This window comes from Burkholderia sp. 22313 (assembly GCF_052045245.1).
GTDB lineage: Bacteria > Pseudomonadota > Gammaproteobacteria > Burkholderiales > Burkholderiaceae > Burkholderia.
The window spans coordinates 93,423-115,441 of sequence record NZ_JBQEON010000025.1; the positions used below are offsets into that span (position 1 = coordinate 93,423).

Genomic DNA, 22,019 nt, shown 5'->3' on the forward strand with positions numbered 1-22,019 from the left:
GGGACATGAAGAAACTGCTGGTGCTGACTCCCCGGTTTCCATACCCGGTGATCGGCGGCGACAAATTGCGGATCTATCACCTCTGCCGGGTGCTGGCCCGCCATTACTCGCTGACGTTGCTGAGCTTGTGCGAGACCGAGGAGGAACTGCACGCGGAACTGCCTGACGACGGTGTTTTCGATCGGGTCGAGCGAGTTTACCTGCCGCGCTGGCGCTCCTACGTCAATACGTTGCTCGCGTTGCCCACGCGAACACCGTTACAGGTGGCGTACTACCGGAGCGGTGCCTTCGCGGCGGCTGTCTCCCGGCTGCTGCCGTCGCACGACGGCGCATTGGTCCATCTCGTGCGCTGCGCCGAGTACGTACGGGGGGCGGACAAGCCGCGCGTCCTCGAAATGACTGACGCAATCTCGCTCAATTACAGTCGCGTCAAGCAACTCAGGAACGCGCGCGGGCTCAAGTCACGCGTATTCGGCATCGAGGCGAAGCGCCTGCTCGACTACGAGCGTGCCGTCGTCCGCGATTTCGACCTGTCGGTACTGGTGTCGAAAACCGATCGAGACTATCTGTTCCCCGACTCGCCTGCGAGGGACGTGATGGTTTGCTCCAACGGTGTGGACTTGTCGGCGCTACCGTTTACGGTGCGAAGCATGGCGAGCCGGATACTCATCTTCATCGGCGACATGCGCACGGTCCAGAATCAGGACATGTGCCACTTCTTCGCGGAGGCCGTGCTGCCGTTGCTGCGCAACCGTGCCGATTATCGGTTCCGGATAGTCGGGTCCATCGCACCCGCGCTGGCCGAACGGTTCCGCGCGTACGATGGCGTGGAGGTGACCGGCCGGGTCGTGTCGGTCGCGGAGGCGGCGTCCGACGGGGCCATCGGCGTGTGCCCGATGCGCATCGGCGCTGGCGTGCAGAACAAGATTCTTGAATACATGGCGCTGGGGTTGCCGGTCGTCACCACGTCGTTGGGGCACGAGGGCCTGGGTGCGAAGTCCGGCGAGGACCTGCTGATTGCAGATACGCCAGAGGAATTTGTCGGGCGCATCGAGCAGCTTGTTGCCGACGACACTTCCGCGGTCGAGATGGCTCGGCGTGCGCGGACCTTTGTCGAGGGCGAGCACGGGTGGGAGCGGATGGTCGCGCCGCTTGTCGAGAAGGTTGGCGTGCTGTTGGCCACACCGGCGCCGCTTCGCGATAATGGAAACCCCGCGTCGGCGCACGATGGCGCCGGCCAATCGGGCAGGAGGATGTGATGATGCGTCTCGTCGTCACCGGCGCGAACGGCTTCGTCGGCCGTACAGTCTGTCGTCGCGCGCTGGACGCCGGCCATACCGTCACCGCGCTGGTTCGGCGACCGGGCACATGCGTCGACGGCGTGCGCGAATGGGTCCATGGCGCTGCCGATTGGGACGGCCTCGACGAGAGCTGGCCCGCCGACCTCGCCGCCGATTGCATGATCCATCTTGCTGCGCGCGTGCATGTGATGCACGACAAGTCACCCGATCCCGATGTCGCATTTGACGCGACCAATGTCGCGGGTACGCTGCGCCTCGCGCAAGCCGCACGCAAGCACGGCGTGCGCCGAATCGTATACGCGAGCAGCATCAAGGCGGTCGCCGAGAGCGATGGTGGAGCGCCGCTGTCCGAAAGTACCCATCCCGATCCGCAAGACGCATACGGCCGCTCGAAACTCCGTGCTGAGCAGCAACTCGCGCGATTCGGCGCGTCTGCCGGGCTCGACGTCGTCGTCGTGCGTCCGCCGCTCGTCTACGGCCCGGCGGTCGGCGCCAATTTCTTGAGCATGATGGACGCAGTCGCACGCGGCATGCCGTTGCCGCTTGGTTCCATCGCCGCTCGCCGCAGCATCGTCTACGTCGACAACCTGGCCGACGCGCTGTTACGGTGCGCGATCGATCCGAGGGCAGCCGGCGAATGTTTCCACGTCGCCGATGACGATCCGCCGTCGATCACGGATCTGCTGCGTCTGGTGGGCGATGCCCTGGGCAAGCCGGCGCGCCTTCTGCCGGTCCCGGTGGCGGCACTGCGCGCGCTCGGCAGGCTGACCGGCCGCAGCGCGGCAATCGACCGCCTGACAGGCAGCCTGCAGCTCGACACGGGCCGGATCAAGCACGTGCTCGGCTGGCAACCGCCCTATACGACTCGCCAGGGCCTCGAAACGACCGCGGCATGGTATCGTTCGCGCGATACACAACAATAGTCGACATGCATTTCCCGATATCCGCGTGGCCTGCTGCGGTCGCGGTGGCGCTGGCCGCTACCCTCGCATCGACGGCCATCCTGCGCGTGTTGCTCGCGACCGGTCTCGCGTGGCGCCTCGCCACCGACATTCCAAACGACCGATCGCTGCATACCCTGCCGACGCCGCGCGTCGGCGGCTGGGGCATCGTGCCGGTCTGTGTCGTCGCGCTGCTGACTCTGGCGCCGCGCCTCTGGCTGATCGCCGTAGCTGCCGCGGGGCTCGCTGCGTTGTCACAGGTCGACGACCGGCGCGGCTTGCCGGCCCGTGTCCGGTTCTCGGCGCATCTTGCGGCGGTCGTCGGATTGATCGCTGTTTTTCCCGCCGATGCGCCGTGGTGGCTGCTCGTGGGCGTCGGTTTCGTGATGGTCTGGCTGACGAACCTGTACAACTTCATGGATGGTGCCGACGGCCTCGCAGGCGGCATGGCGCTGTTCGGCTTCGGCGCATACGCTGCAGGGTCGCTCACCAGTGCGAATCCGTCCCCCGATCTCGCCGTGGCCGGTGCAGTGGTGGCCGGGGCAGCGTTCGGCTTTCTGCTGTTGAACTTTCATCCGGCGCGTCTGTTTCTCGGTGACGCGGGCTCCATTCCGCTCGGTTTCCTGGCCGGCGCGCTCGGCTATTGGGGCTGGCGTACTAATGTGTGGCCGATCTGGTTCCCGGCACTGGTGTTCGCCCCCTTTATTGCTGACGCGTCTGTAACACTTTTGAGACGTCTGTTACGTGGTGAAAAGTTCTGGCAAGCGCATCGGGAGCATTATTATCAAAGAATGGTCCGGGCGGGCGTAGGTCATCGCCGGACTGCTCTTTATTGGTACCTCATCATGCTCGCAGGCATAATCGTCGCCGTATGGGCAAAGGGCCGCCCGGAATGGCAGCAATGGCTGTCGTTCCTCGCATGGTACGGCGTCCTGGCATGTATCGGACTGGTGATCGACATGCACTGGCGCCGATTTCAATCGGCCGCCGAAAACAACTCTTGAGGTTTCCCGCCGATGTTGCGATCCAAAGCATCGTGGCTTTCACTGAGTGCTTTCCTGTTCGACCTGACGGCGGTTGTCGCGTCATGGTTGTTCGCTTATCTCGTTCGTTTCAATGGCAGCGTTCCGCCTGATTTTCTGGGCGGCGCGCTGACGGCGCTCGTCTGGGCGTTGCCGGTCTATGCGCTGATGTTCCATCTGTTCGGCCTGTACCGCGGCCTGTGGGTGTTCGCGAGCCTGCCCGACCTGATGCGCATTTCGAAGGCGGTCGCAGGCGGCGGTGTGATCGTGATGATCGGCGCGGTAATGTTCCAGCCGTCTCCGATCATTCCGCGCTCGGTGTTGATCGTGTCGCCGCTGATGCTGTTCCTCGCGATGGGCGGCGCCCGCGCGCTGTACCGCGCGACAAAGGAGTTTTATCTGTACGGCGGGCTGGTCGGGCAGGGCAAGCCCGTGCTGGTGCTTGGCGCGGGCACGGCAGGCGCGAGTCTCGCGCGCGAGCTGTCGCGCTCGGGTGAGTGGCGTCTGGTTGGCCTGCTTGACGACGATGTCACAAAGCAAGGGCGCGAGATCTACGGCTATAAGGTGCTTGGTTCGTTCAATGACCTGAAGCATTGGACCGACTTGATGAAAGTCGAATACGCGATCATCGCAATTCCGTCGGCCTCCGTCGAAACGCAGCGCCGCGTTGCGACGCTGTGCGTGCGCGCGGGTGTGAAGGCGATGGTGTTGCCGTCGCTGACCGCGCTGATGCCCGGGCAGGGGTTCCTGTCGCAAGTACGCAATATCGACCTCGAGGACCTGCTCGGTCGCGATGCGGTGACGATCGACACGCCGCACGTCGAGGCATTGCTGCGCGGCCGCGTCGTGATGGTGACGGGCGCAGGCGGCTCGATCGGCTCGGAGCTTTGCCGGCAAATCCTTCGCTTTGCTCCGGCGCAGCTCGTTGCGTTCGATCTGTCCGAATACGCGATGTACCGGCTTGCCGAAGAGTTGCGTGAGCGCTTCCCCGACCAGCCAGTGGTGCCGATCATCGGCGACGCGAAGGATTCGCTGCTGCTCGATCAGGTGATGTCGCGTCATGCGCCGCACATCGTGTTTCATGCGGCCGCATACAAGCACGTGCCGCTGATGGAGGAGCACAACGCGTGGCAAGCGCTGCGCAACAATGTGCTTGGCACGTACCGCGTGGCATGCGCGGCGATCCGCCACAACGTCCGTCATTTCGTGCTCATCTCTACCGACAAGGCCGTCAACCCGACCAACGTGATGGGTGCCAGCAAGCGTTTGGCGGAGATGACCTGCCAGGCGCTGCAGCAGACGAGCGGCGGTACGCAGTTCGAGACCGTGCGCTTCGGCAACGTGCTCGGGAGCGCGGGTAGCGTGATTCCGAAGTTCCAACAGCAGATCGCCAAGGGTGGCCCAGTAACGGTCACGCATCCCGAGATCACGCGGTTTTTCATGACGATTCCGGAGGCGTCGCAACTCGTGCTGCAGGCGTCGAGCATGGGGCACGGCGGCGAGATCTTTATTCTCGAGATGGGGCAACCGGTCAAGATCGTCGATCTCGCGCGCGACCTGATTCGCTTGTACGGCTTCTCGGAAGGGCAGATCCGGATCGACTTCACCGGGTTGCGACCAGGCGAGAAGCTCTACGAGGAACTGCTCGCCGACGACGAAACGACGACGCGGACGCCGCATCCAAAGCTGCGGATCGCCCGCGCGCGCGAAGTGCCGGACCATCTGCTCGACGAACTACTGCCGTGGCTGATGCAGCATCGCGTGCTGAGCGACGATGAAGTGCGGCGTGATCTGCGGCGCTGGGTGCCGGAATATCAGACGGCCGCAAGCCCTGCCCTTCAAACCGTATCAGCGTTGTTCCCGCCGAAGTCCATGGCGCGAGGATAGCGGCCGCGCGTACCTCCAGGCGCGACCGCCGACCGTATCCGTTTTTGCAATCATTTTGGATAAAGGGCGCCGTGCATCGAAGACGTGATGCAACCTGGCGTTACGGTGCTAGGAGTGCCCCGTATCGGGCAATCGCTCTCATGGTGATTTGACGCTGGAGCGACGGTATATTCGTGCCCTTGGGGAGTCGACGTATCGCCAGCAGGGACCAGAGTTTCGCATCGAGCCTGCACCGGTCATCCAGCAATGACAAAGTTTCCTGATCGAGTTCTTTGTCGAGGCGAATTCGCAGATTTTCCGGCACGCGTGCGGTCGGATTAAGATGCATCATTGGCAGATCGGTGTTGAACCACCGATTCAAATTTCGATGAAACTGTGGGTTTTCGATAATATCGCTGTAAGCGATTGAGTTGAGTCGATTCAGTGCATCTCTCAGCAATCTGGACTCCTGATTCGGCGCGATGAACGAATCATTGCCGATACGCTCGTCCGGCCACAATAGCATGCGCGTGGCCAGATTGTCTGTCTGGCACGCAATGCGTGGATCCGTCAGGAATTCCTTAAGAGTGCCGCGCGATAGTTTGATGCAATCTCGCCAACTGCCCCAACGCACGAGATATTCGTCCGACATGCATCGCCAGTACACCCAGTGAGACAGCAGGCGGGATAACGGCTCGCGAAGGAAAGTCAGTAATTGGGCGCGAGGGTATCGATTCGTCAAAGTGCTGTAAGAGAAGTGGCCCATGATCAGCTTCGATTCCGGCATCTTGCTTTCATCAAGATGGATCGTGCGCGCAACCTCATCATCGAACTCCGAAAGTCGATCGAATGTGCCGAGCAGTAGCCGATCGATTCCTCGAACTTCGTCATTCGTTTGCAAGGATTGCGAAATACCGGTGACTACCGATGTGCCTGCGGTTTTCGGAATATGCATGACCGCAAGCGGCTTCTCGCCGCTGCGCGGCTCATTTTGAAATCTGGGCGTGGTGAAATAGTCGAACACGATCTAATCGGAGATGATCTATCAATGATCGCCTTGGACAGGCGGTTTCTTCATGGTGACTTGCGACAAGTACAAGGCCGGCGGGGTGTATCGATCCATAGGCGCGGCCATGTCCGGCTGTCAGTTTATCGACAACAAAATGCGGCTGCCACAATACCAGCGTCGAGGGGAGGCGACAGCGGCACGATCCCATCCTCGACATCGGTGAATCGGTCGAGATCGCCGTTCTCGTATGCGCCCTGATTTCTCTCCTCGCTTTTTGCTTACACGATCGGATCGAATTCCCGCGAGCGGCGCCCTTGAGCGAAATCATACGGCGACCCGTATACCGGATGCCAAACCGCCTATCGTGCGTACGCGGAAAGTGCCGGATAACTCGGCCAACGAGCCGCGGGCATGATCGAATCGCGTGCGGAACGATGAGGGAAGTTCGGTGGGATCTGCGCTGGCGGGTGTCGAAATGCTGTTCGTCGGTTGTACCGCGGCATGGACGGATGCACGCGCGGCGTTGCCATCCGTTTCGGATACGGCCATCCTGTTCTATTCCACCCTGCGTTCCATCGGCTGCATTCATTTGACTACCAGCCGATTCCTTCCTATGTTTTCCTCAAGATAGCCGTGCGGTTGCCGTAAAGAACAAAGGTGAAAAGCCAAATACGAGCTCTACGGTCCATACCAATCTGATGAAAACGGAACATCTTGCCAGGGGATTGAGCGCAGCACTCATGGTGCTCGCGCTTGCAGGCTGCGGCGGCGGCGACGACGCGGGTCCGGTTGTGGCTACGGCGCAGGCCGGCAAACTATCGGCGTTGCGAGCCGCAGGCAACGCAGTGAGCGCGGCGCCGATGAGCGCGACGGCGCCTGTTCATGTCGCACTCGTGCTCAAGCTGAACGATGAAGCCGGGCTTAGCCGCTTCTTGCAGCAAGTACGAACGCCCGGCAGCGCTAGCTTCGGGGCCGTGCTGACCTCCGCGCAGATTGCCGCGCAGTACGCGCCTACCACCGGCCAAGTCGCCACCGTGAAGGACTATCTGGCAAGTAAGGGCTTCACGAACATCAAAGTGGCCGGCAACAATCTGATGGTCGAAGCCGATGCTCCGGCCAGCGTCGTTTCCGGGGTATTCGAGACGACGCTCGTGCCGGTCGCGATGGCGGACGGTACCAGCACGCACATCAACATCGCTCCGGAGACGGTGCCCGATGCGCTCAGCGGGGTTGTTCGAGGGGTTCTGGGGCTCGATACCGCGACTCGCCTGCGCCCCAATTTCGTGCGCGCCTCCAATACCGCTGCTGCGCCGGCGGCAAATGCGTCGCCGACCATTTCAGCAGTCACGGTCGGCCACAACCCAACGCAATTTCCCGCCATCTATTCCGTGGGTAGTACGCCGGCGGCCATCAACACCACGGTCGGCATCATTGCCGTAGGAGACGTGACGCAGCCCGTCATCGACCTGGCGACGTTCGAAAGCAACAATCAGTTGCCCGCAGTGCCCGTTTCAGTGATTCATGCGGGGCTGTCGAGCACGGACACAAGTGCGAACCTCGAATGGTCTCTCGATAGCCAGACCATCGTCGGGATGTCCGGCGGCCTCAAGCAACTGAACTTCTACGTTGCACGTTCGTTTGCATGGAGCGATATCGCGCTTGCAATCAACCGTGCCGTGAGCGACAACACTGCCCGGGTCATCAACATGTCGATCGGCGGTTGCGAGAACTGGGCGCCGACGGCGGCCATCGACTCGTTGTTCCAGGTCGCCGTTGCGCAAGGTCAGACTTTCTCGGTCAGTTCCGGCGATTCAGGCAGCGTGGCATATGGCTGCACCGGCACCTCCGTGCAATACCCGGCGACGTCCCCGTATGTCGTGGCCGTTGGGGGCACGACGCTCTATACGAACGGGAACGGCAGCTACGCGGGGGAGACGGCCTGGAATGGCAGCGGCGGGGGCATCAGTGGCATCGAGCCGATTCCGTCATGGCAGTCGAATGTTCCGGCGCTGAAGGGCCGTGCTTTCCGCGGTATGCCGGACATCGCGTTCGACGCCGATCCGAACAGCGGCGAAGGTGTCCTCGTGGGCGGACAACTTGAGATCGTAGGTGGCACGAGCTTGTCCGCGCCGCTGTTTGCCGCGACCTGGGCTCGCATGCTGTCCGGCGGCTGTGCGACGAGCCTCGGTTTTGCGGCGCCCACGTTGTATAGCGCCCAAGCCACTACGCCATCGAACTTTCGCGATATTACCAACGGGACGAACGGCGCATATAGTGCGGGTTCTGGATGGGACTTCGTGACCGGTTGGGGCACGCCGAACATCAGCATGCTCTATTCGTCGGTATGCAATTCGACACCGGCCGTCTACAGCGGCGGAATCAACGAAGGGACGACGCTAAAGCCACGGCAAGCCGTGTATTCCGCGTCCGGGAATCACGAGCTCCTGATGCAGGATGACGGGAACCTCGTGCTTTACAACACGACGAATGGCGCTGTGGTGTGGAATACCGGGACGTATGGAAACCCCGGGGCGTATGCCGTCTTCCAGACCGATGGCAACTTCGTGGTCTACAGTGCAAATGGCACGGCGCTATGGTATTCGGCGACCTACGGCCAGTCCGGCGCGCAATATCTTGCGGTGCAGGACGACGGGAACATGGTGATGTACCGGTCGTTCGTACCCGTATTTGCTACCGCGACCGGGACGTCGAACTACGCGATTTCTGCGACCGGCTCCGCGGTCTGGAAGGGGGGTGTCGTCCTCAGTAGCGGCCAGAGTTTCACGTCCGGCAACGGGATGAACGTACTCGTGATGCAAGGAGACGGGAATCTGGTGCTGCTTCGACAGGGCGCCCCGGTATGGAATTCAGGCACCTTCGGTCATTCGGGCGCCTTTGCGGTGATGCAGGGGGATGGCAACCTGGTGGTCTACAGCGCGGACGGCGCACCGCTCTGGAATTCTGGCACCGGGGGCGATTCAGGCGCGGCCACTTACGTTCAGGACGACGGCAACGTCGTGATCTATACGCAACGGCCGAGCTGGAGCACGAACACTTCGGGCGCTTAGCAGTTCGCTTATCGCTTCACGGCTGCACAGTAACGGCCCGCCGGCATCGGCGGGCCGCGCACGAGCCGGCAACGCGCCTGCTACCCACCCCTCAATGCCCGCGCTTCTCCTTCCTCACCACCATCCACCGCGGCACCCTGAACCTGACGATGCTGAGATAAAGCCAAACATAAGTGAGCGCGAACAGCACGACAAACACGAACAGATGCACGGTATGCCGCCAGAACAGCGTCGCCGGAATCACCGCGACGAGGCACAGCAGCCAGAGATAAGGTGAAGTGAGCGAATTCCGCCGCGTGAGGTCATGCGCATGCTTGGTCCCGACGGCCCACCGCATCAGCCGTTTGTACACGAGCATATGAAGATGCACGCCATCCGGAATCCCCGGCGACATCCCGCGGATGAACTTCTTCCGGTAGATCGAGAAGCAGGTCTCGAAGATCGGATACATGAACAGCAGCACCGGATACCACGCCGACACCTCGCGATTGCGCATCACCAGCATGATCGCGAGCTCGGCCAGCATGAAACCGATGAAATACGCGCCGCCGTCGCCGAGAAAGATCAGCCCGGCCGGGAAATTCCACAGGAAGAACCCCAGCACGGCGCCCATCATGATGATCGACGCGGACATCACGACCGGGTCGTTGACGTGGAATGCGACGTACGCGAGCGACGCGAACATCATGAAGCTGACCATCGACGCGAGCCCGTTGAAGCCGTCGATGATGTTGATCGCGTTGGCCAGCGCCGCGACCGCCAGCACCGTGATGAACGCGGAAATGGCCACGTAGCCGAGCAGGAAGTCGAGCGGCGGCACGCTGATGCGCTTGACCGCGATGCCCAGCAGCCAGAACGCCAGCGCGGCCGCCCCCATCGTGCAGAGCAGCCGCGCGCGCGGCGACACGCGCTTGGTCAGATCCTCGACGAGCCCGGACAGGAACGCCGGCATCCCGCAGGCGACGATCCCGAGAATGCTGCCGGAGATCGTCGGATAGCGCCGGGATAGCACCAGCGCGGCAATGACGACCCCGGCGAGGATCCCGATACCCCCGACGCGCGGCACGGGCCGCACGTGGAATTTCTGCACGCCGGCCAGGTCGCTGTCGATCGAGAATTTCTCGTGCAGATGCGCATAGCGCACGATGAACAACGTGACGAGCAGGGAGACGATGAAGCCGGACGCGAAGCTGAGCATGGGATCGCTCGAAAAATGGACAGCGGATTATACAAAACCGCGGGGGTTCCCCTCCTGCCATTTCCAGTGGTCGGCGCACATCTCCTCGATCCCGAGCGTCGCGCGCCAGCCGATCAGGTCGGCGGCGGCTTGCGGATTCGCGTAGCACTCGGCGATGTCGCCCGGGCGGCGGGCGACGAGTTCGTACGGGACAGGACGGCCCGACGCCTTCTCGAACGCGCGCACGACTTCCAGCACGCTGTAGCCCTGGCCGGTGCCGAGGTTCACGACGAAGCTCGCGTCGCGCTTCGCAAGCGCGTCGAGCGCGGCGATGTGCCCCTTCGCGAGATCGACGACGTGGATGTAGTCGCGCACGCCGGTGCCGTCCGGCGTCGGGTAGTCGGAGCCGAACACGCGCAGCTTCTCCAGCTTGCCGACCGCGACCTGCGCGACGTACGGCATCAGGTTGTTCGGGATGCCGGCCGGATCCTCGCCGATCAGCCCGCTCGCATGCGCGCCGACCGGGTTGAAGTAGCGCAGCGTCGCGATGCGCCACGACGGGTCCGACACCTCGAGATCGCGCAGGACCTGCTCGGCGATCAGCTTCGACTGGCCGTACGGGTTGGTCGCGGAGAGCGGGAACGATTCGTCGATCGGCGAGCGCTCCGGCACGCCGTACACGGTTGCCGACGAGCTGAACACGAACTGCCTGACGTTGCGCTCGCGCATGATCTTGAGCACGGCAAGCAGGCCGCCGAGGTTGTTCTGGTAGTACTCGAGCGGCTTCGCGACCGATTCGCCGACGGCCTTGAGCGCCGCGAAATGGATCGTGCCGGTGATCGGATGCGCATCGAACACCTTCGCGAGCGCGGCTTCGTCGCACACGTCGACCTGGTGGAACGCCGGCGTCTTGCCGGTGATGCGCTCGATCCGCCGCACGGCTTCGGCCTTGCTGTTGACGAGGTTGTCGACGATGACGACATCGTAGCCGTTGTCGAGCAGCTCGACGGCGGTGTGCGAGCCGATATAGCCCGCGCCGCCGGTAACGAGGATGGTGCCTTTAGCGGTCATTCCGATGTGCTCCTTCAGAGTGTGATGCCGGTCAATGTATGAATGGTCTGCCGGTAGCGTTCGACGACTTGCTGCTCGTCGAATTCCGCGGCCACCTTGCGGCGGCCGCGCGCACCCATCGCGTCGCGTCCGGCCGTGCCGAGCTCGATCATGCGGATCAGCTGCTCCGCGAGGCTCGCGCTGTCGCGCACGCGGCACAGGAAACCCGTTTCGCCATCGGCGACGACGTCGCGGCAGCCCGGCACGTCGGTCGCGACGATCGGGCGGCCCATCGCGGACGCCTCCATCAGCGTGCGCGGCACGCCCTCGCGGTACGACGGCAGCACGACGCAGTCGGCCGCCGCGAGTGGCGGGCGCACGTCGTGCGCCTCGCCGAGATACTCGACGACGCCTTCGCCGACCCACGCATCGACGTCCGCGCGGCCGATCGCGCTCGGGTTGTCGACGCCGAGCGGCCCGAGCAGCTGGAAGCGCGCGTCCGGGTAGCGGGCCCGCACGACGCGCGCGGCCTCGACGTACTCGCGCACGCCCTTGTCCCACAGCAGCCGGCCGATCAGGATGAACACCGGGCCACGGCCGGCCGGCAGCGGCACCGGCGCGAACTGTTCGAGATCGACGCCTTCGCCGTGCAGCAGTCGCGCGCGCTCGGGGTGCGCGAGCAACTGCTCGTCGGTGAAGGTCGCGAGGTCGTCGCGGTTCAGGAACCAGACTTCACGCGGGAAGCGGAACGCGAACCGGTACAGGCGCTTCGCGACGCTCGCCGCGCGGCTTTTCTGGATGAACACGTAGCCGAGCCCGGTCGTGACCGCGATCGACGGCACGCGTGCGAGCCATGCGGCGACGGACCCGTAGATGTTCGGCTTGATCGTGTAATGAAACACGAGATCGGGCTTCAGCGCGCGGTAATGACGCACGAGCGCGGCGAGCGTGCCGAGATCCTCGCGCGGGCTCGTGCCTTTCGACGCGACGGCGAGCGCGACGTAGCGGCAGCCCATCTGCTCGAGCAGCGGCACCGTGCGATCGTGCGGCGCGATCACGATGACCTCGGCGCCACGCGCGACGAGCACACGGATCAGCCCGTGGCGGTACGTGTAGATCGCCCAGGCCGTGTTGCAGACGAGCGCGATGCGCAGCGAGGAAGTAGCGGACATGAAAAAAAAGAAAAAATAAAGCGCCGAAAATGCCGGATGCGGGTTACGCGGACGGCCGTGCCGCGAACAGCGTCTGCTTGAGCCGCTGCAGCGTGCGGTACGGCGTCACGAAATGCAGCAGGTTCTTGGCGAGGCCGGCCCAGTCGTACGGGTTCAGCACGTTGAAGTGACGCAGCAGCAGCGACAGGGTCGACATCAGCTGGCGGCGGCGCTTGGTCGCGCTGATCCCGCCCTCGTTGAGCTCGTAGTAGAGGCCGAGCTCGGGCAGGTTCGCGCAATCGTAGCGTTGCATTAACCGTAAAAAAAGATCGAGATCCTCGGCCGCGCGGTACTTCGCGCGATAGTTGCCGACTTCGCGCACCGCGTCGATCCTCAGCATGACCGACGGATGCACGAGCGGCGAGCGCAGGAAACGCGTGCGGCGCAGCGTGTCCGGATCGGCCGGCGGCGTGAGCATGAAACGCGGCTCGCCGGCCCGGGACACGACCTGGGTCCACATGCCGACGCAGGCGACGCGCGGATGCGCGTCGAGGTACGCGCGCTCCTTCGCGAGGCGCTGCGGCGTGGCGAGGTCGCCGGCGTCGATCCGCGCCGCATAGCGGAAGCCGCGCGCCGCGAGCGCGTCGATGCCGGCTTCGAGCGCGCGCTCGATGCCGCCGTTCTTCGGCATGCGCAGCACCTCGATCACGAGGCCGGGCAGGTCGGGCGCGGCGATCGGAGGCGTGCTGCCGTCGTCGACGATCAGCACGTGCACCGGTGTGTCCTCGCGAAACGACGCGAGGGTGCGGACGACGTCGTCGTGGCCGTTGTAGGCGGGCATCAGCACGGCCACGTCGTCGAGCGGGGGCGGGCAAGCGGGAGACGTCATGGGCGCAGCTTGAAACGAATGTAATAAAAGTTGACGGCGGCGGCGGCGACATAGCCGGCCGCCAGCCCGACGAGCGCGCCGTACAGGCCGAGCCGCGGGATCGCGAACACGTTGACGAGCGCGGCGATCGCGAGCGCGAGCACCCATTTCGCCAGCAACACGAATTTTGCTTGATATTTGAGAACGATAAGATTGCCTATCGCCTCGATGCCGGCCGGCACGGACAGCCAGACGGCCCAGCGGAAGATGTCGACCGACGCCTCGTAGCCGTGGCCGAACACCTTGCCGACGATGAGCGGCGCGGCCGCGTCCAGCACCAGCGCGCCGGCCGTCATCAACGCGGCGGTCATCGCGATCAGCCGGACGATGTTGCGGCGCAGCCGCGCGACGTCCTGCACGCGATACACGAACGCGGGCGCGATGGTCTGCGCGAGCATCAGCGCGAGCGTGATCCAGTTCTCGTTGAGTTGCTGGGCCGCCGCGTAGCGGCCGAGATCGGCGAACGACACGTGACGCTCGAGCATCAGGCGATCGAGCTTCAGGAACAGGTACATGCAGATCAGGCCGAGCCAGAACACGGTGCCGGCCGTCGCGAAATGCCTGAACAGCGGCTTGTCGAACGTCCAGCCGAGCGTGCCGCCGTTACGATGGCGGTAGTACAGCACGAGCGCGAAGCCGATCGCGGCGGCCTCCAGCGCCCACAGCCACGCGAAGCGGGCCGGGCCGGCGGCCGCGCGGACCAGCAGCCAGACGAGCAGCGCCTTCGCCAGTGCGGTGAGCATGCTGGTCACGAGCTGCGGCTTGCTGTAGGTCATGCTCTGCAGCCACGCGTTTATCACGCCGACGAACGGCTCGCGGAACACCATCGTGACCGCGAGGCCCGCGAGCATCGCGCCGACGAGCGGGTCGAACGCGCCGGCGCCGATCGCGATCCAGGTCGCGACGAGCGCAAGAGCGGACACGCCGATGCGCAGCACGAACGCGCTGCCGAGCACCGCGCCGAGTTGCGCGGGCGGGCGCTGGACGATGGTCGGAACCAGGATTTCGGCGCCGCACACCCAGGTGAGCGGTGCCAGCACGAGGAGAAGCGTATTCGCATACTGCCATTTGCCGAACACGTCCGGCCCGAAATAACGGGCCAGAAGACCGCTGATCGCGATCGCGACGCCGATCTGCGTGAGCCGTTCGAGCCCCAGCCAGACGAGATTCGCGACGGCCTTCGCGACGTCCGGGTTGCCGAATCGCTTCAGCATGCGGGGCAGCCGCACGCACGCGAGGCGGCCGGCAGGGCGCCGGAAGGCGGCAGGTTGGCGGCGGCGGGACGGCTAGGCATTAAAATGGGCGGAATGCGCGTCATCAAAACCCGCGATTATAAGTGGGATCGGGGTCGCTCCCGCCGTCCCGTTCCTTGCTCCGCCGGCCCGCATGTATGATGCCGGGCACACGCGAGAGGCGGCCAGATTATTTTCCATGCACGCAACCGAGAGAGAATCCATGATCTCCCAATCCATCTTCAAGGCATATGACATTCGCGGTGTGGTCGGCAAGACGCTCGACGCCGACACGGCGCGCGGGATCGGCCGGGCATTCGGCAGCGAAGTGCGCGCACAGGGCGGCGACGCGGTCGTCGTCGCGCGCGACGGCCGCCTGTCGGGCCCCGAGCTCGTCGGCGCACTCGCCGATGGCCTGCGTGCGGCAGGCGTCGACGTCGTCGACGTCGGCATGGTGCCCACGCCGGTCGGCTATTTCGCGGCGAGCGTGCCGCTGCCGCTGAAGGGCGGCGAGCGCCGCGTCGATTCGTGCATCGTCGTCACGGGCAGCCACAACCCGCCCGACTACAACGGTTTCAAGATGGTGCTGCGCGGCGCGGCGATCTACGGCGAGCAGATCCAGGCGCTGTACCGCCGCATCGTCGACGAGCGCTATGAAACCGGCAGCGGCTCGTACGAAGCATTCGACGTCGCCGACCAGTACATCGCGCGCATCGTCGGCGACGTGAAGCTCGCCCGCCCGCTGAAGCTCGTGGTCGATGCCGGCAACGGCGTCGCGGGCCCGCTCGCGACGCGCCTGTTCAAGGCGCTCGGCTGCACGCTCGTCGAGCGTTTCACCGACATCGACGGCACGTTCCCGAACCACCATCCCGATCCGGCCCACCCGGAAAACCTGCAGGACGTGATCCAGGCGCTGAAGGACACCGACGCCGAGCTCGGCTTCGCGTTCGACGGCGACGGCGACCGCCTCGGCGTCGTCACGAAGGACGGCCAGATCATCTTCCCGGACCGTCAGCTGATGCTGTTCGCGGAAGAAGTGCTGTCGCGCAACCCGGGCGCGCAGATCATCTATGACGTGAAGTGCACGCGCCATCTCGCGCAGTGGGTGAAGGCGAAGGGCGGCGAGCCGCTGATGTGGAAGACGGGCCATTCGCTGGTGAAGGCGAAGCTGCGCGAGACGGGCGCACCGCTCGCGGGCGAGATGAGCGGCCACGTATTCTTCAAGGATCGCTGGTACGGCTTCGACGACGGCCTCTACACGGGCGCGCGCCTGCTCGAGATCCTCGCGAAGACGGCCGATCCGAGCGCGCTGCTCAACGGGCTGCCGGACGCGATGAGCACGCCCGAACTGCAGCTCTGGCTCGACGAAGGCGAGAACTTCCGCCTGATCGAGAAGCTGCAGAAGGACGCGAAGTTCGACGGCGCCGACGAAGTCGTGACGATCGACGGCCTGCGTGTCGAATACCCGGACGGCTTCGGTCTCGCCCGTTCGTCGAACACGACGCCGGTCGTCGTGATGCGCTTCGAATCGGAGACCAAGGAAGGGCTCGAGCGTATCCAGGACGATTTCCGCCGCGTGCTGACCGCCGCGAAGCCGGACGTCAAGCTGCCGTTCTGAGCGCAGGCGGCCTGCCGGCCGCTGCCGGCGCGACGGTCGAAGGGATCGTCGCGCCCTCCCCGAAAAGCGGCGCACGCTCACGCGTGCGGCCGCTTTTTGCCTGTGTGGCCCCCCGGGCGCGATAAAATCGCGTCTTTATGCCTGTCGCCGGCCGTCCGCCGGCGTTTTTTCAGCGTGCAAAAGATCCTGATCGTGCGCGTGTCGTCGCTGGGCGACGTCGTGCACAACATGCCGGTGATCGCCGATATCCGGCGCCGCCACCCCGACGCGCAGATCGACTGGCTCGTCGAGGAGAGTTTCGTCGACCTCGTGCGGCTCGTCGACGGCGTGCGCGACGTGCTGCCGTTCTCGCTGCGCCGCTGGCGCAAGAAGCCGTGCTCGGGCGCGACGTGGCGCGAGATCCGCGCATTCCGCAAGCGCCTCGCGGCCGAGCACTACGACCTCGTGATCGACTGCCAGGGTCTCATCAAGACGGCCTGGGTCGCGAGCTGGGCGCACGGCCCGCTCGCCGGCCTTGGCAACCGCACCGACGGCGCGGGTTACGAATGGCCGGTGCGCTTCTTCTATCGCAAGCGCGTGCCGATCGCGCCGCGCACGCACGTGGTCGAGCGCTCGCGCCAGCTCGTCGCGGCCGCGCTGGGCGACCCGGCGCCGACGCCGGCCGATCCGGTCGACTTCGGCCTCGACACGCGCGCGGCGGCGCTCGCGGTCGCGGCGCTCGGCCTGAACCTGCCGGTGCCGTACGTGGTGTTCGTGCACGCGACCTCGCGCGCCGACAAGCAATGGCCGGACGCCGCCTGGATCGAGCTCGGCCAGGCGCTCGTGCGGCGCGGCGCGTCGCTGGTGCTGCCGTGGGGCAACGACGCGGAGCGCGCGACCAGCGAGCGGCTCGCCAAGGAGTTCGGCGCGGCGGCGATCGTGCCGCCGAAGCTGTCGCTGCCGGCCGTCGTCGGCCTGATCGACGGCGCGGCCGCGACGGTCGGGGTTGATACAGGTCTGGTTCACATCGCGGCCGCGCTGAAGCGTCCGACGGTCGAACTGTACAATTTTGCGACGGCCTGGCGGACTGGCGGCTACTGGTCGCCGAACGTCGTCAATCTCGGCACGGCGGGGCAGCCGCCGTCGATCGCGCAGGTGAAGTCGGCGCTCGCGGGCTTCGGTCTGCTGTAATGCCCCCTGCCTGTCACGCACGCGAACCGAACATGAGCGAATCCCAGATCATCGAAGTCCCGTCCGCCGACTGGAGCGGACACAACCTGTCGGCGCCGCGCGAACAGCTGCTGGCCGCCGTCGAGGAAGGCAAGGTGCTGTATTTTCCGCATCTGCGCTTTGCGATCGAAGGCGGCGAGGAAGCGCTGCTCGATCCGGCGCTGGCCGATCCGAAACGCAAGAACATCAGTCTCGCGCCGAACGGCGGCGCGCTCGCCGGCGTGCTCGGCGACAGCGTCACGCAATCGGCCGTGCGCGCGCTCGTCGCACGCTTCCAGCAGCAGGCCGGCACGCTCGTCGACGGCCTCTTTCCCGAATACCGCGGCAAGCTGCGCGTCGCGCCGACGAGCCTGCGGCTGATGCAGGTCGAGACGCGCCAGACGTCGTGGCGCAAGGACGACAGCCGGCTGCACGTCGATGCGTTCCCGTCGCGGCCGAACTACGGCGAGCGGATCCTGCGCGTGTTCACGAACGTGAACCCGGCCGGCCAGCCGCGCGTGTGGCGCGTTGGCGAACCGTTCGAGGACGTCGCGAAACGCTTCTTGCCGAAGATCCGGCCGCAGTTGCCGGGTTCTGCGTGGCTGCTGAACCTGCTGCACGTGACGAAGTCGCCGCGCAGCGCGTACGACCACCTGATGCTGAACCTGCACGACGGGATGAAGGCCGATCTCGACTATCAGAAGACTTGCCCGCAGCAGACGATGCCGTTTCCGCCGGGCAGCGTGTGGATATGTTTCTCGGATCAGACTTCGCACGCTGTGATGTCCGGCCAGTTCATGCTCGAGCAGACCTTCTTCCTGCCGGTCGACGCGATGGTGCGCCGCGAATGCGCGCCGCTCGGGATCCTCGAGCGCCTGCAGGGCAGGGCGCTGGTTTGAGCGCGCCTCTTCTCCGACGCAATACGAGGGCCGCTGCATGCTGAGGGCGATCTATCGCGCGCTGTGGTGGCTCGTCGCGCCCGTCGCCGTCATCCGGCTCCTCGTGCGTTCGCGCAAGGAGCGCGGCTATCGCGAGCATATCGGCGAACGCTTCGGCCACGTCGCGGGCCGTTCGCCGGACGATCGCGCGCCGCTGATCTGGGTGCATGCGGTGTCGGTCGGCGAAACGCGCGCCGCGCAGCCGCTGATCGACGCGCTGATGCGCGCACGGCCCGACGCGCGCATCCTGCTCACGCACATGACGCCGAGCGGCCGCGCGACCGGCGAGCAGATCTTCGGCGATCGCGTGCTGCGCGGCTACCTGCCGTACGACATGCCGGGCGCGGTGCGGCGCTTCCTGCGCGCATGGCGGCCGACGCTCGGCCTCGTGATGGAAACCGAGGTGTGGCCGACGCTGATCGACGAGTGCCGCCGCGCGGACGTGCCGCTCGTGCTGACCAATGCGCGGATGTCCGCGCGCTCGCATCGGCGCGCGGCGAAGTTCGGCACGGCGACGCGCGACGTGTTCGGCGGCTTCTCGCGCGTGCTCGCGCAGAGCCCGGCCGACGCGGAGCGGCTGACGTCGCTCGGCGCGCGCAACGTAGCGGTGCTCGGCAACCTGAAGTTCGACATGACGACGCCGCCGGAGCTGGCGGCGCGCGGCCATGCGTGGCGCGACGCGATCGGCTCGCGGCCCGTGTGGGTCGCTGCCAGCACGCGCGAGAACGAGGAGGCGCTGGTGCTGCAGGCGTTCGCCGAGATGAAGACGCCCGATGCGCTGCTGGTGCTCGTGCCGCGGCATCCGCAGCGTTTCGCCGAAGTCGAGGCGCTGGTCGCGCGTAACGGGTTCAAGTGCGTGCGGCGTTCGGCGTGGGGCGCGGATGCCGCGGCGCTCGCGGCCGGACGGCCTGCCGCGGCAGAACCGTTGCCGCGCGACGTGACGGTATTGCTCGGCGATTCGATGGGCGAGCTCGGCGCGTACTACGCGGCCAGCGATGTCGCGTTCATCGGCGGCAGCCTGCTGCCGCTCGGCGGGCAGAATCTCATCGAGGCGTGTGCGGTCGGTGTGCCGGTGCTGATCGGGCCGCATGTGTTCAATTTCACGCAGGCGACTGCCGATGCGGTCGCGGCCGGCGCGGCGCTGCAGGTCGCGGATCCGCTCGATCTCGCGCACGTGCTCGATGCGCTGTTCGCCGACAACGCGCGGCGTATCGCGATGGGCGCGGCCGGTGCCGCGTTCGCGGCGCGCCATCGTGGCGCGACCGCGCGCTCGGTCGACGTGCTCGCGGCGCTGCTGCCGCCGGTGGAGCGCGGCGCGCATTCGAAGCAGGATGACGGGCAGGACGCTCAGGGCAAGTAGGTGTAGTGACTTGCATTCGAGCGCGTCGCGCTCGAACGGATTGCAGCCTGTTGACGGGCCATGATCGTGTCCAGTGGACCTTGAGCCGGGTAAGTGCGTGCTTGCTTTCTCCCCACAGAAGAGAGGGCAAAGCGGTAGAACGAGCAGATCGAAAAACAGTGCGATTTTTGAGAAGCCTATGGATGCGGCCAATCTTGGTCGCTATTTTTCCGCATGTTTTTGCGATGGCGTCGCCACATCCACATAATCGCTGCATAGGCCAGCACTGCCACGATCAGTTCGATAGTTACCCACACCACGAAATACAAGTCATCGGGATCGCGAACCCCGAGCCATTCTGAAGCACGCCACCATGCGCGAGCTTCGGCTGGTGTCCACTCATTGGATAGCGGCATATAACGGACTGAAATAAGAAATAGCCCGATAAATAGAAAAAACTTCAGTAACCTACGGGCAAATGTTGCCATGCGTGATGAACTCAATTGTTTTATATTCGTTAAGCCCAGAGCCAATGCCCGGAATTTTCTTGGCGGTGTGCGGATTCTCGGGAAACCCGTTCGGATCGGCAGAGTAATGCGGGGTCTAGCGAAATTCCATTGGCAACGATTGGATGCCGCTGGCACTAATAGCGCGAACGTCTCTTGAAGAGTCCATGGGCAGGAGTGGTTCATTCTCAGTCAATTTTTCTCAACGCGGATTTCTTGCCGCGGTGGTATTTCCATAGTCTCATGATCACCATATACACAAGCGTTGCCACGAGCAGATTAGTGAGCAGGACGAGCGGAATGTATAGATCATCGGAGGCGCGAATGCCAAGCCGATTTGCAACGTGTAGCCAAGCGAGCGCTTGGCTTTCTGGCATTGGTATGGGATATGTGTGGACGTAGGGTACGAAGAGGCAGAGCAGACCGACGAACAGCGCGACCTTGAACAGCCTATGGGTGCGGATTCAACCCGTCGATGCAACGAATTGATGAAAGCGCTCAGCCGGTGTATCGAAGTCTAGCGTCTTTCGAGGACGCTCATTGAGCCGCCTGGCAACAGCGTTGAGCGTGGCCTGTGAATAGGCCGAGAGGTCGATTCCCTTCGGGAAATACTGTCTGAGGAGCCCATTTGTGTTCTCGTTCGAGCCCCGTTGCCAAGGGCTCTGCGGATCACAAAAATAGACCTTGATGTCGGTGGCCACGGTGAAACGCGTGTGATCGGCCATCTCTTTGCCTCGATCCCAGGTCAGTGATTTGTATAGTTCATGAGGAAGCTTGCCGGCGTGTCGGATCAATGCGTTGATGACCGTTTCCGTATCCTTACTGGCAACCTTCACCAGCATCACGAAGCGGCTCTGACGCTCGACGAGCGTGGCAATCTGGCTGTTCGCGCTGCCGAACAGCAAATCGCCTTCCCAGTGGCCCGGTATCGCACGATCATCAACGGTCGCGGGGCGTTCACTAATCGGGACGGTGTCGCAGATTCTGCCGTGGTCGTCGGTCTTCATCGTGTGATGACGCGAACGACGCATAGCTCGCGAGCGCCGTAAATGCTCGAGCAATTCCTTTTTGAGCGCACCACGAGCTTGTATGTAGAGGCTGCGGTATATGGTCTCGTGCGACACCTGATAGTCCCTGTTGACCGCGTACACGTGCTTTAGCCAACCGGCGATCTGCTCGGGCGACCACTGCAGCCGGAGCTTGCTTGCCACGACCTGGGCAAGTTCTCGGTTCCTGACGAGCTTACAGATTTGTGGGCGACGGGCTCGTTCCCAAGCAAGTTCGTCAGCATTGTTCGCCCGATAGCCCGGCATACCTCCGTTCCGCTTGAGCTCGCGGCTAATGGTCGACGGAGCACGTCCGATTCGATTCGCAATCGCGCGAATCGAATCGCCAGCAATCACCGCGCGCGAGATCTCCTCCCGCTCGGCAAGGGTCAGTGCCAATCTCGAACGGTGCCGTTGCTTTGGCTGTATGCCGCCCGCTTCCGCCAGAATCCGTTGTACCGAGGAATGGTTCCGATCAAACAACTGGGCGATCTGCTGCAGCGACTCGCCCGTGCGCCAACGCTCCCACATTAACGCCTTTTGGGTATCTGTATAGTAGATCCGCCGTCTCTGTTTCATGGCAACACTCCTTGCTGCTATGCAGCTTCAAGTGTGTTGCATCGACGGGTTGAATCCGCA

Annotated in this window: 17 protein-coding genes; 9 read left to right on the forward strand and 8 right to left on the reverse strand. The window is 64.3% G+C overall.

Features of this window, described 5'->3' with window-relative positions:
- Nucleotides 1–5: 5 nt before the first annotated feature.
- Genes ACTJKF_RS20810 through ACTJKF_RS20825 form a run of 4 tightly spaced genes read left to right on the forward strand, consistent with a single transcriptional unit; the run spans nt 6 to nt 5,151 of the window.
- A complete protein-coding gene (locus ACTJKF_RS20810) occupies nt 6–1,259 on the forward strand; it encodes a glycosyltransferase (protein ID WP_440625670.1) in 1,254 nt (417 codons plus the stop codon).
- A complete protein-coding gene (locus ACTJKF_RS20815) occupies nt 1,259–2,224 on the forward strand; it encodes a UDP-glucose 4-epimerase family protein (protein WP_440625672.1) in 966 nt (321 codons plus the stop codon). The genes ACTJKF_RS20810 and ACTJKF_RS20815 overlap by 1 nt, the downstream gene beginning before the upstream one ends.
- Nucleotides 2,225–2,229: 5 nt before the next feature.
- Nucleotides 2,230–3,246 carry an MraY family glycosyltransferase gene (locus ACTJKF_RS20820; RefSeq protein WP_440625673.1) on the forward strand — a complete coding sequence of 339 codons (1,017 nt, stop codon included), beginning with the start codon at nt 2,230–2,232 and terminating at the stop codon, nt 3,244–3,246.
- A 12-nt stretch (nt 3,247–3,258) separates the two neighbouring features.
- Nucleotides 3,259–5,151, forward strand: a complete 1,893-nt coding sequence (locus ACTJKF_RS20825) for a polysaccharide biosynthesis protein (RefSeq protein WP_440625675.1) — start codon at nt 3,259–3,261, stop codon at nt 5,149–5,151.
- Between the two features lie 100 nt (nt 5,152–5,251).
- Here ACTJKF_RS20825 and ACTJKF_RS20830 read toward each other — a convergent pair whose 3' ends face one another.
- Nucleotides 5,252–6,154, reverse strand: a complete 903-nt coding sequence (locus ACTJKF_RS20830; protein WP_440625677.1) for a hypothetical protein — start codon at nt 6,152–6,154, stop codon at nt 5,252–5,254.
- A gap of 683 nt (nt 6,155–6,837) precedes the next feature.
- Between ACTJKF_RS20830 and ACTJKF_RS20835 the strand changes: the two genes are divergently transcribed.
- Nucleotides 6,838–9,207, forward strand: coding sequence for a protease pro-enzyme activation domain-containing protein (locus ACTJKF_RS20835; protein WP_440625678.1), 2,370 nt, complete (start codon nt 6,838–6,840; stop codon nt 9,205–9,207).
- A 91-nt stretch (nt 9,208–9,298) separates the two neighbouring features.
- On the opposite strand, the gene ACTJKF_RS20840 is transcribed toward ACTJKF_RS20835, so the two are convergent.
- The 5 genes from ACTJKF_RS20840 to ACTJKF_RS20860 are packed head-to-tail and all read right to left on the reverse strand — an operon-like array spanning nt 9,299 to nt 14,727.
- Nucleotides 9,299–10,405 carry an MraY family glycosyltransferase gene (locus ACTJKF_RS20840; RefSeq protein WP_440625680.1) on the reverse strand — a complete coding sequence of 369 codons (1,107 nt, stop codon included), beginning with the start codon at nt 10,403–10,405 and terminating at the stop codon, nt 9,299–9,301.
- Between the two features lie 27 nt (nt 10,406–10,432).
- Nucleotides 10,433–11,455 carry a UDP-glucose 4-epimerase GalE gene (galE, locus tag ACTJKF_RS20845; protein ID WP_440625681.1) on the reverse strand — a complete coding sequence of 341 codons (1,023 nt, stop codon included), beginning with the start codon at nt 11,453–11,455 and terminating at the stop codon, nt 10,433–10,435.
- Between the two features lie 14 nt (nt 11,456–11,469).
- On the reverse strand, nt 11,470–12,606 hold the full coding sequence (locus tag ACTJKF_RS20850) for a glycosyltransferase family 4 protein (RefSeq protein WP_440625683.1): 1,137 nt from the start codon (nt 12,604–12,606) through the stop codon (nt 11,470–11,472).
- A 43-nt stretch (nt 12,607–12,649) separates the two neighbouring features.
- A complete protein-coding gene (locus tag ACTJKF_RS20855) occupies nt 12,650–13,474 on the reverse strand; it encodes a glycosyltransferase (protein WP_440625684.1) in 825 nt (274 codons plus the stop codon).
- Nucleotides 13,471–14,727 carry a lipopolysaccharide biosynthesis protein gene (locus tag ACTJKF_RS20860; RefSeq protein ID WP_440625685.1) on the reverse strand — a complete coding sequence of 419 codons (1,257 nt, stop codon included), beginning with the start codon at nt 14,725–14,727 and terminating at the stop codon, nt 13,471–13,473. Before ACTJKF_RS20860 ends, ACTJKF_RS20855 begins: the two co-directional genes overlap by 4 nt.
- Before the next feature lie 241 nt (nt 14,728–14,968).
- Here ACTJKF_RS20860 and ACTJKF_RS20865 point away from each other — a divergent pair, with 241 nt between their 5' ends.
- The 4 genes from ACTJKF_RS20865 (at nt 14,969) to waaA (ending at nt 19,849) form a co-directional block, all read left to right on the forward strand.
- Nucleotides 14,969–16,363, forward strand: coding sequence for a phosphomannomutase/phosphoglucomutase (locus ACTJKF_RS20865; RefSeq protein ID WP_440625686.1), 1,395 nt, complete (start codon nt 14,969–14,971; stop codon nt 16,361–16,363).
- Between the two features lie 174 nt (nt 16,364–16,537).
- Nucleotides 16,538–17,533, forward strand: a complete 996-nt coding sequence (gene waaC, locus ACTJKF_RS20870) for a lipopolysaccharide heptosyltransferase I (RefSeq protein WP_440625688.1) — start codon at nt 16,538–16,540, stop codon at nt 17,531–17,533.
- 32 nt (nt 17,534–17,565) lie between these two features.
- Nucleotides 17,566–18,450, forward strand: coding sequence for a Kdo hydroxylase family protein (locus ACTJKF_RS20875; protein ID WP_014897866.1), 885 nt, complete (start codon nt 17,566–17,568; stop codon nt 18,448–18,450).
- Nucleotides 18,451–18,487: 37 nt separating this feature from the next.
- Nucleotides 18,488–19,849, forward strand: coding sequence for a lipid IV(A) 3-deoxy-D-manno-octulosonic acid transferase (gene waaA, locus ACTJKF_RS20880; protein ID WP_440625691.1), 1,362 nt, complete (start codon nt 18,488–18,490; stop codon nt 19,847–19,849).
- 176 nt (nt 19,850–20,025) lie between these two features.
- On the opposite strand, the gene ACTJKF_RS20885 is transcribed toward waaA, so the two are convergent.
- Together ACTJKF_RS20885 and ACTJKF_RS20890 are read right to left on the reverse strand one after the other, a co-directional pair.
- Nucleotides 20,026–20,316, reverse strand: a complete 291-nt coding sequence (locus ACTJKF_RS20885; RefSeq protein ID WP_440625693.1) for a hypothetical protein — start codon at nt 20,314–20,316, stop codon at nt 20,026–20,028.
- Between the two features lie 482 nt (nt 20,317–20,798).
- Nucleotides 20,799–21,959: an IS30 family transposase gene (locus ACTJKF_RS20890; RefSeq protein WP_440625376.1), complete on the reverse strand. Its 1,161-nt coding sequence runs from the start codon at nt 21,957–21,959 to the stop codon at nt 20,799–20,801.
- Between the last annotated feature and the right edge of the window lie 60 nt (nt 21,960–22,019).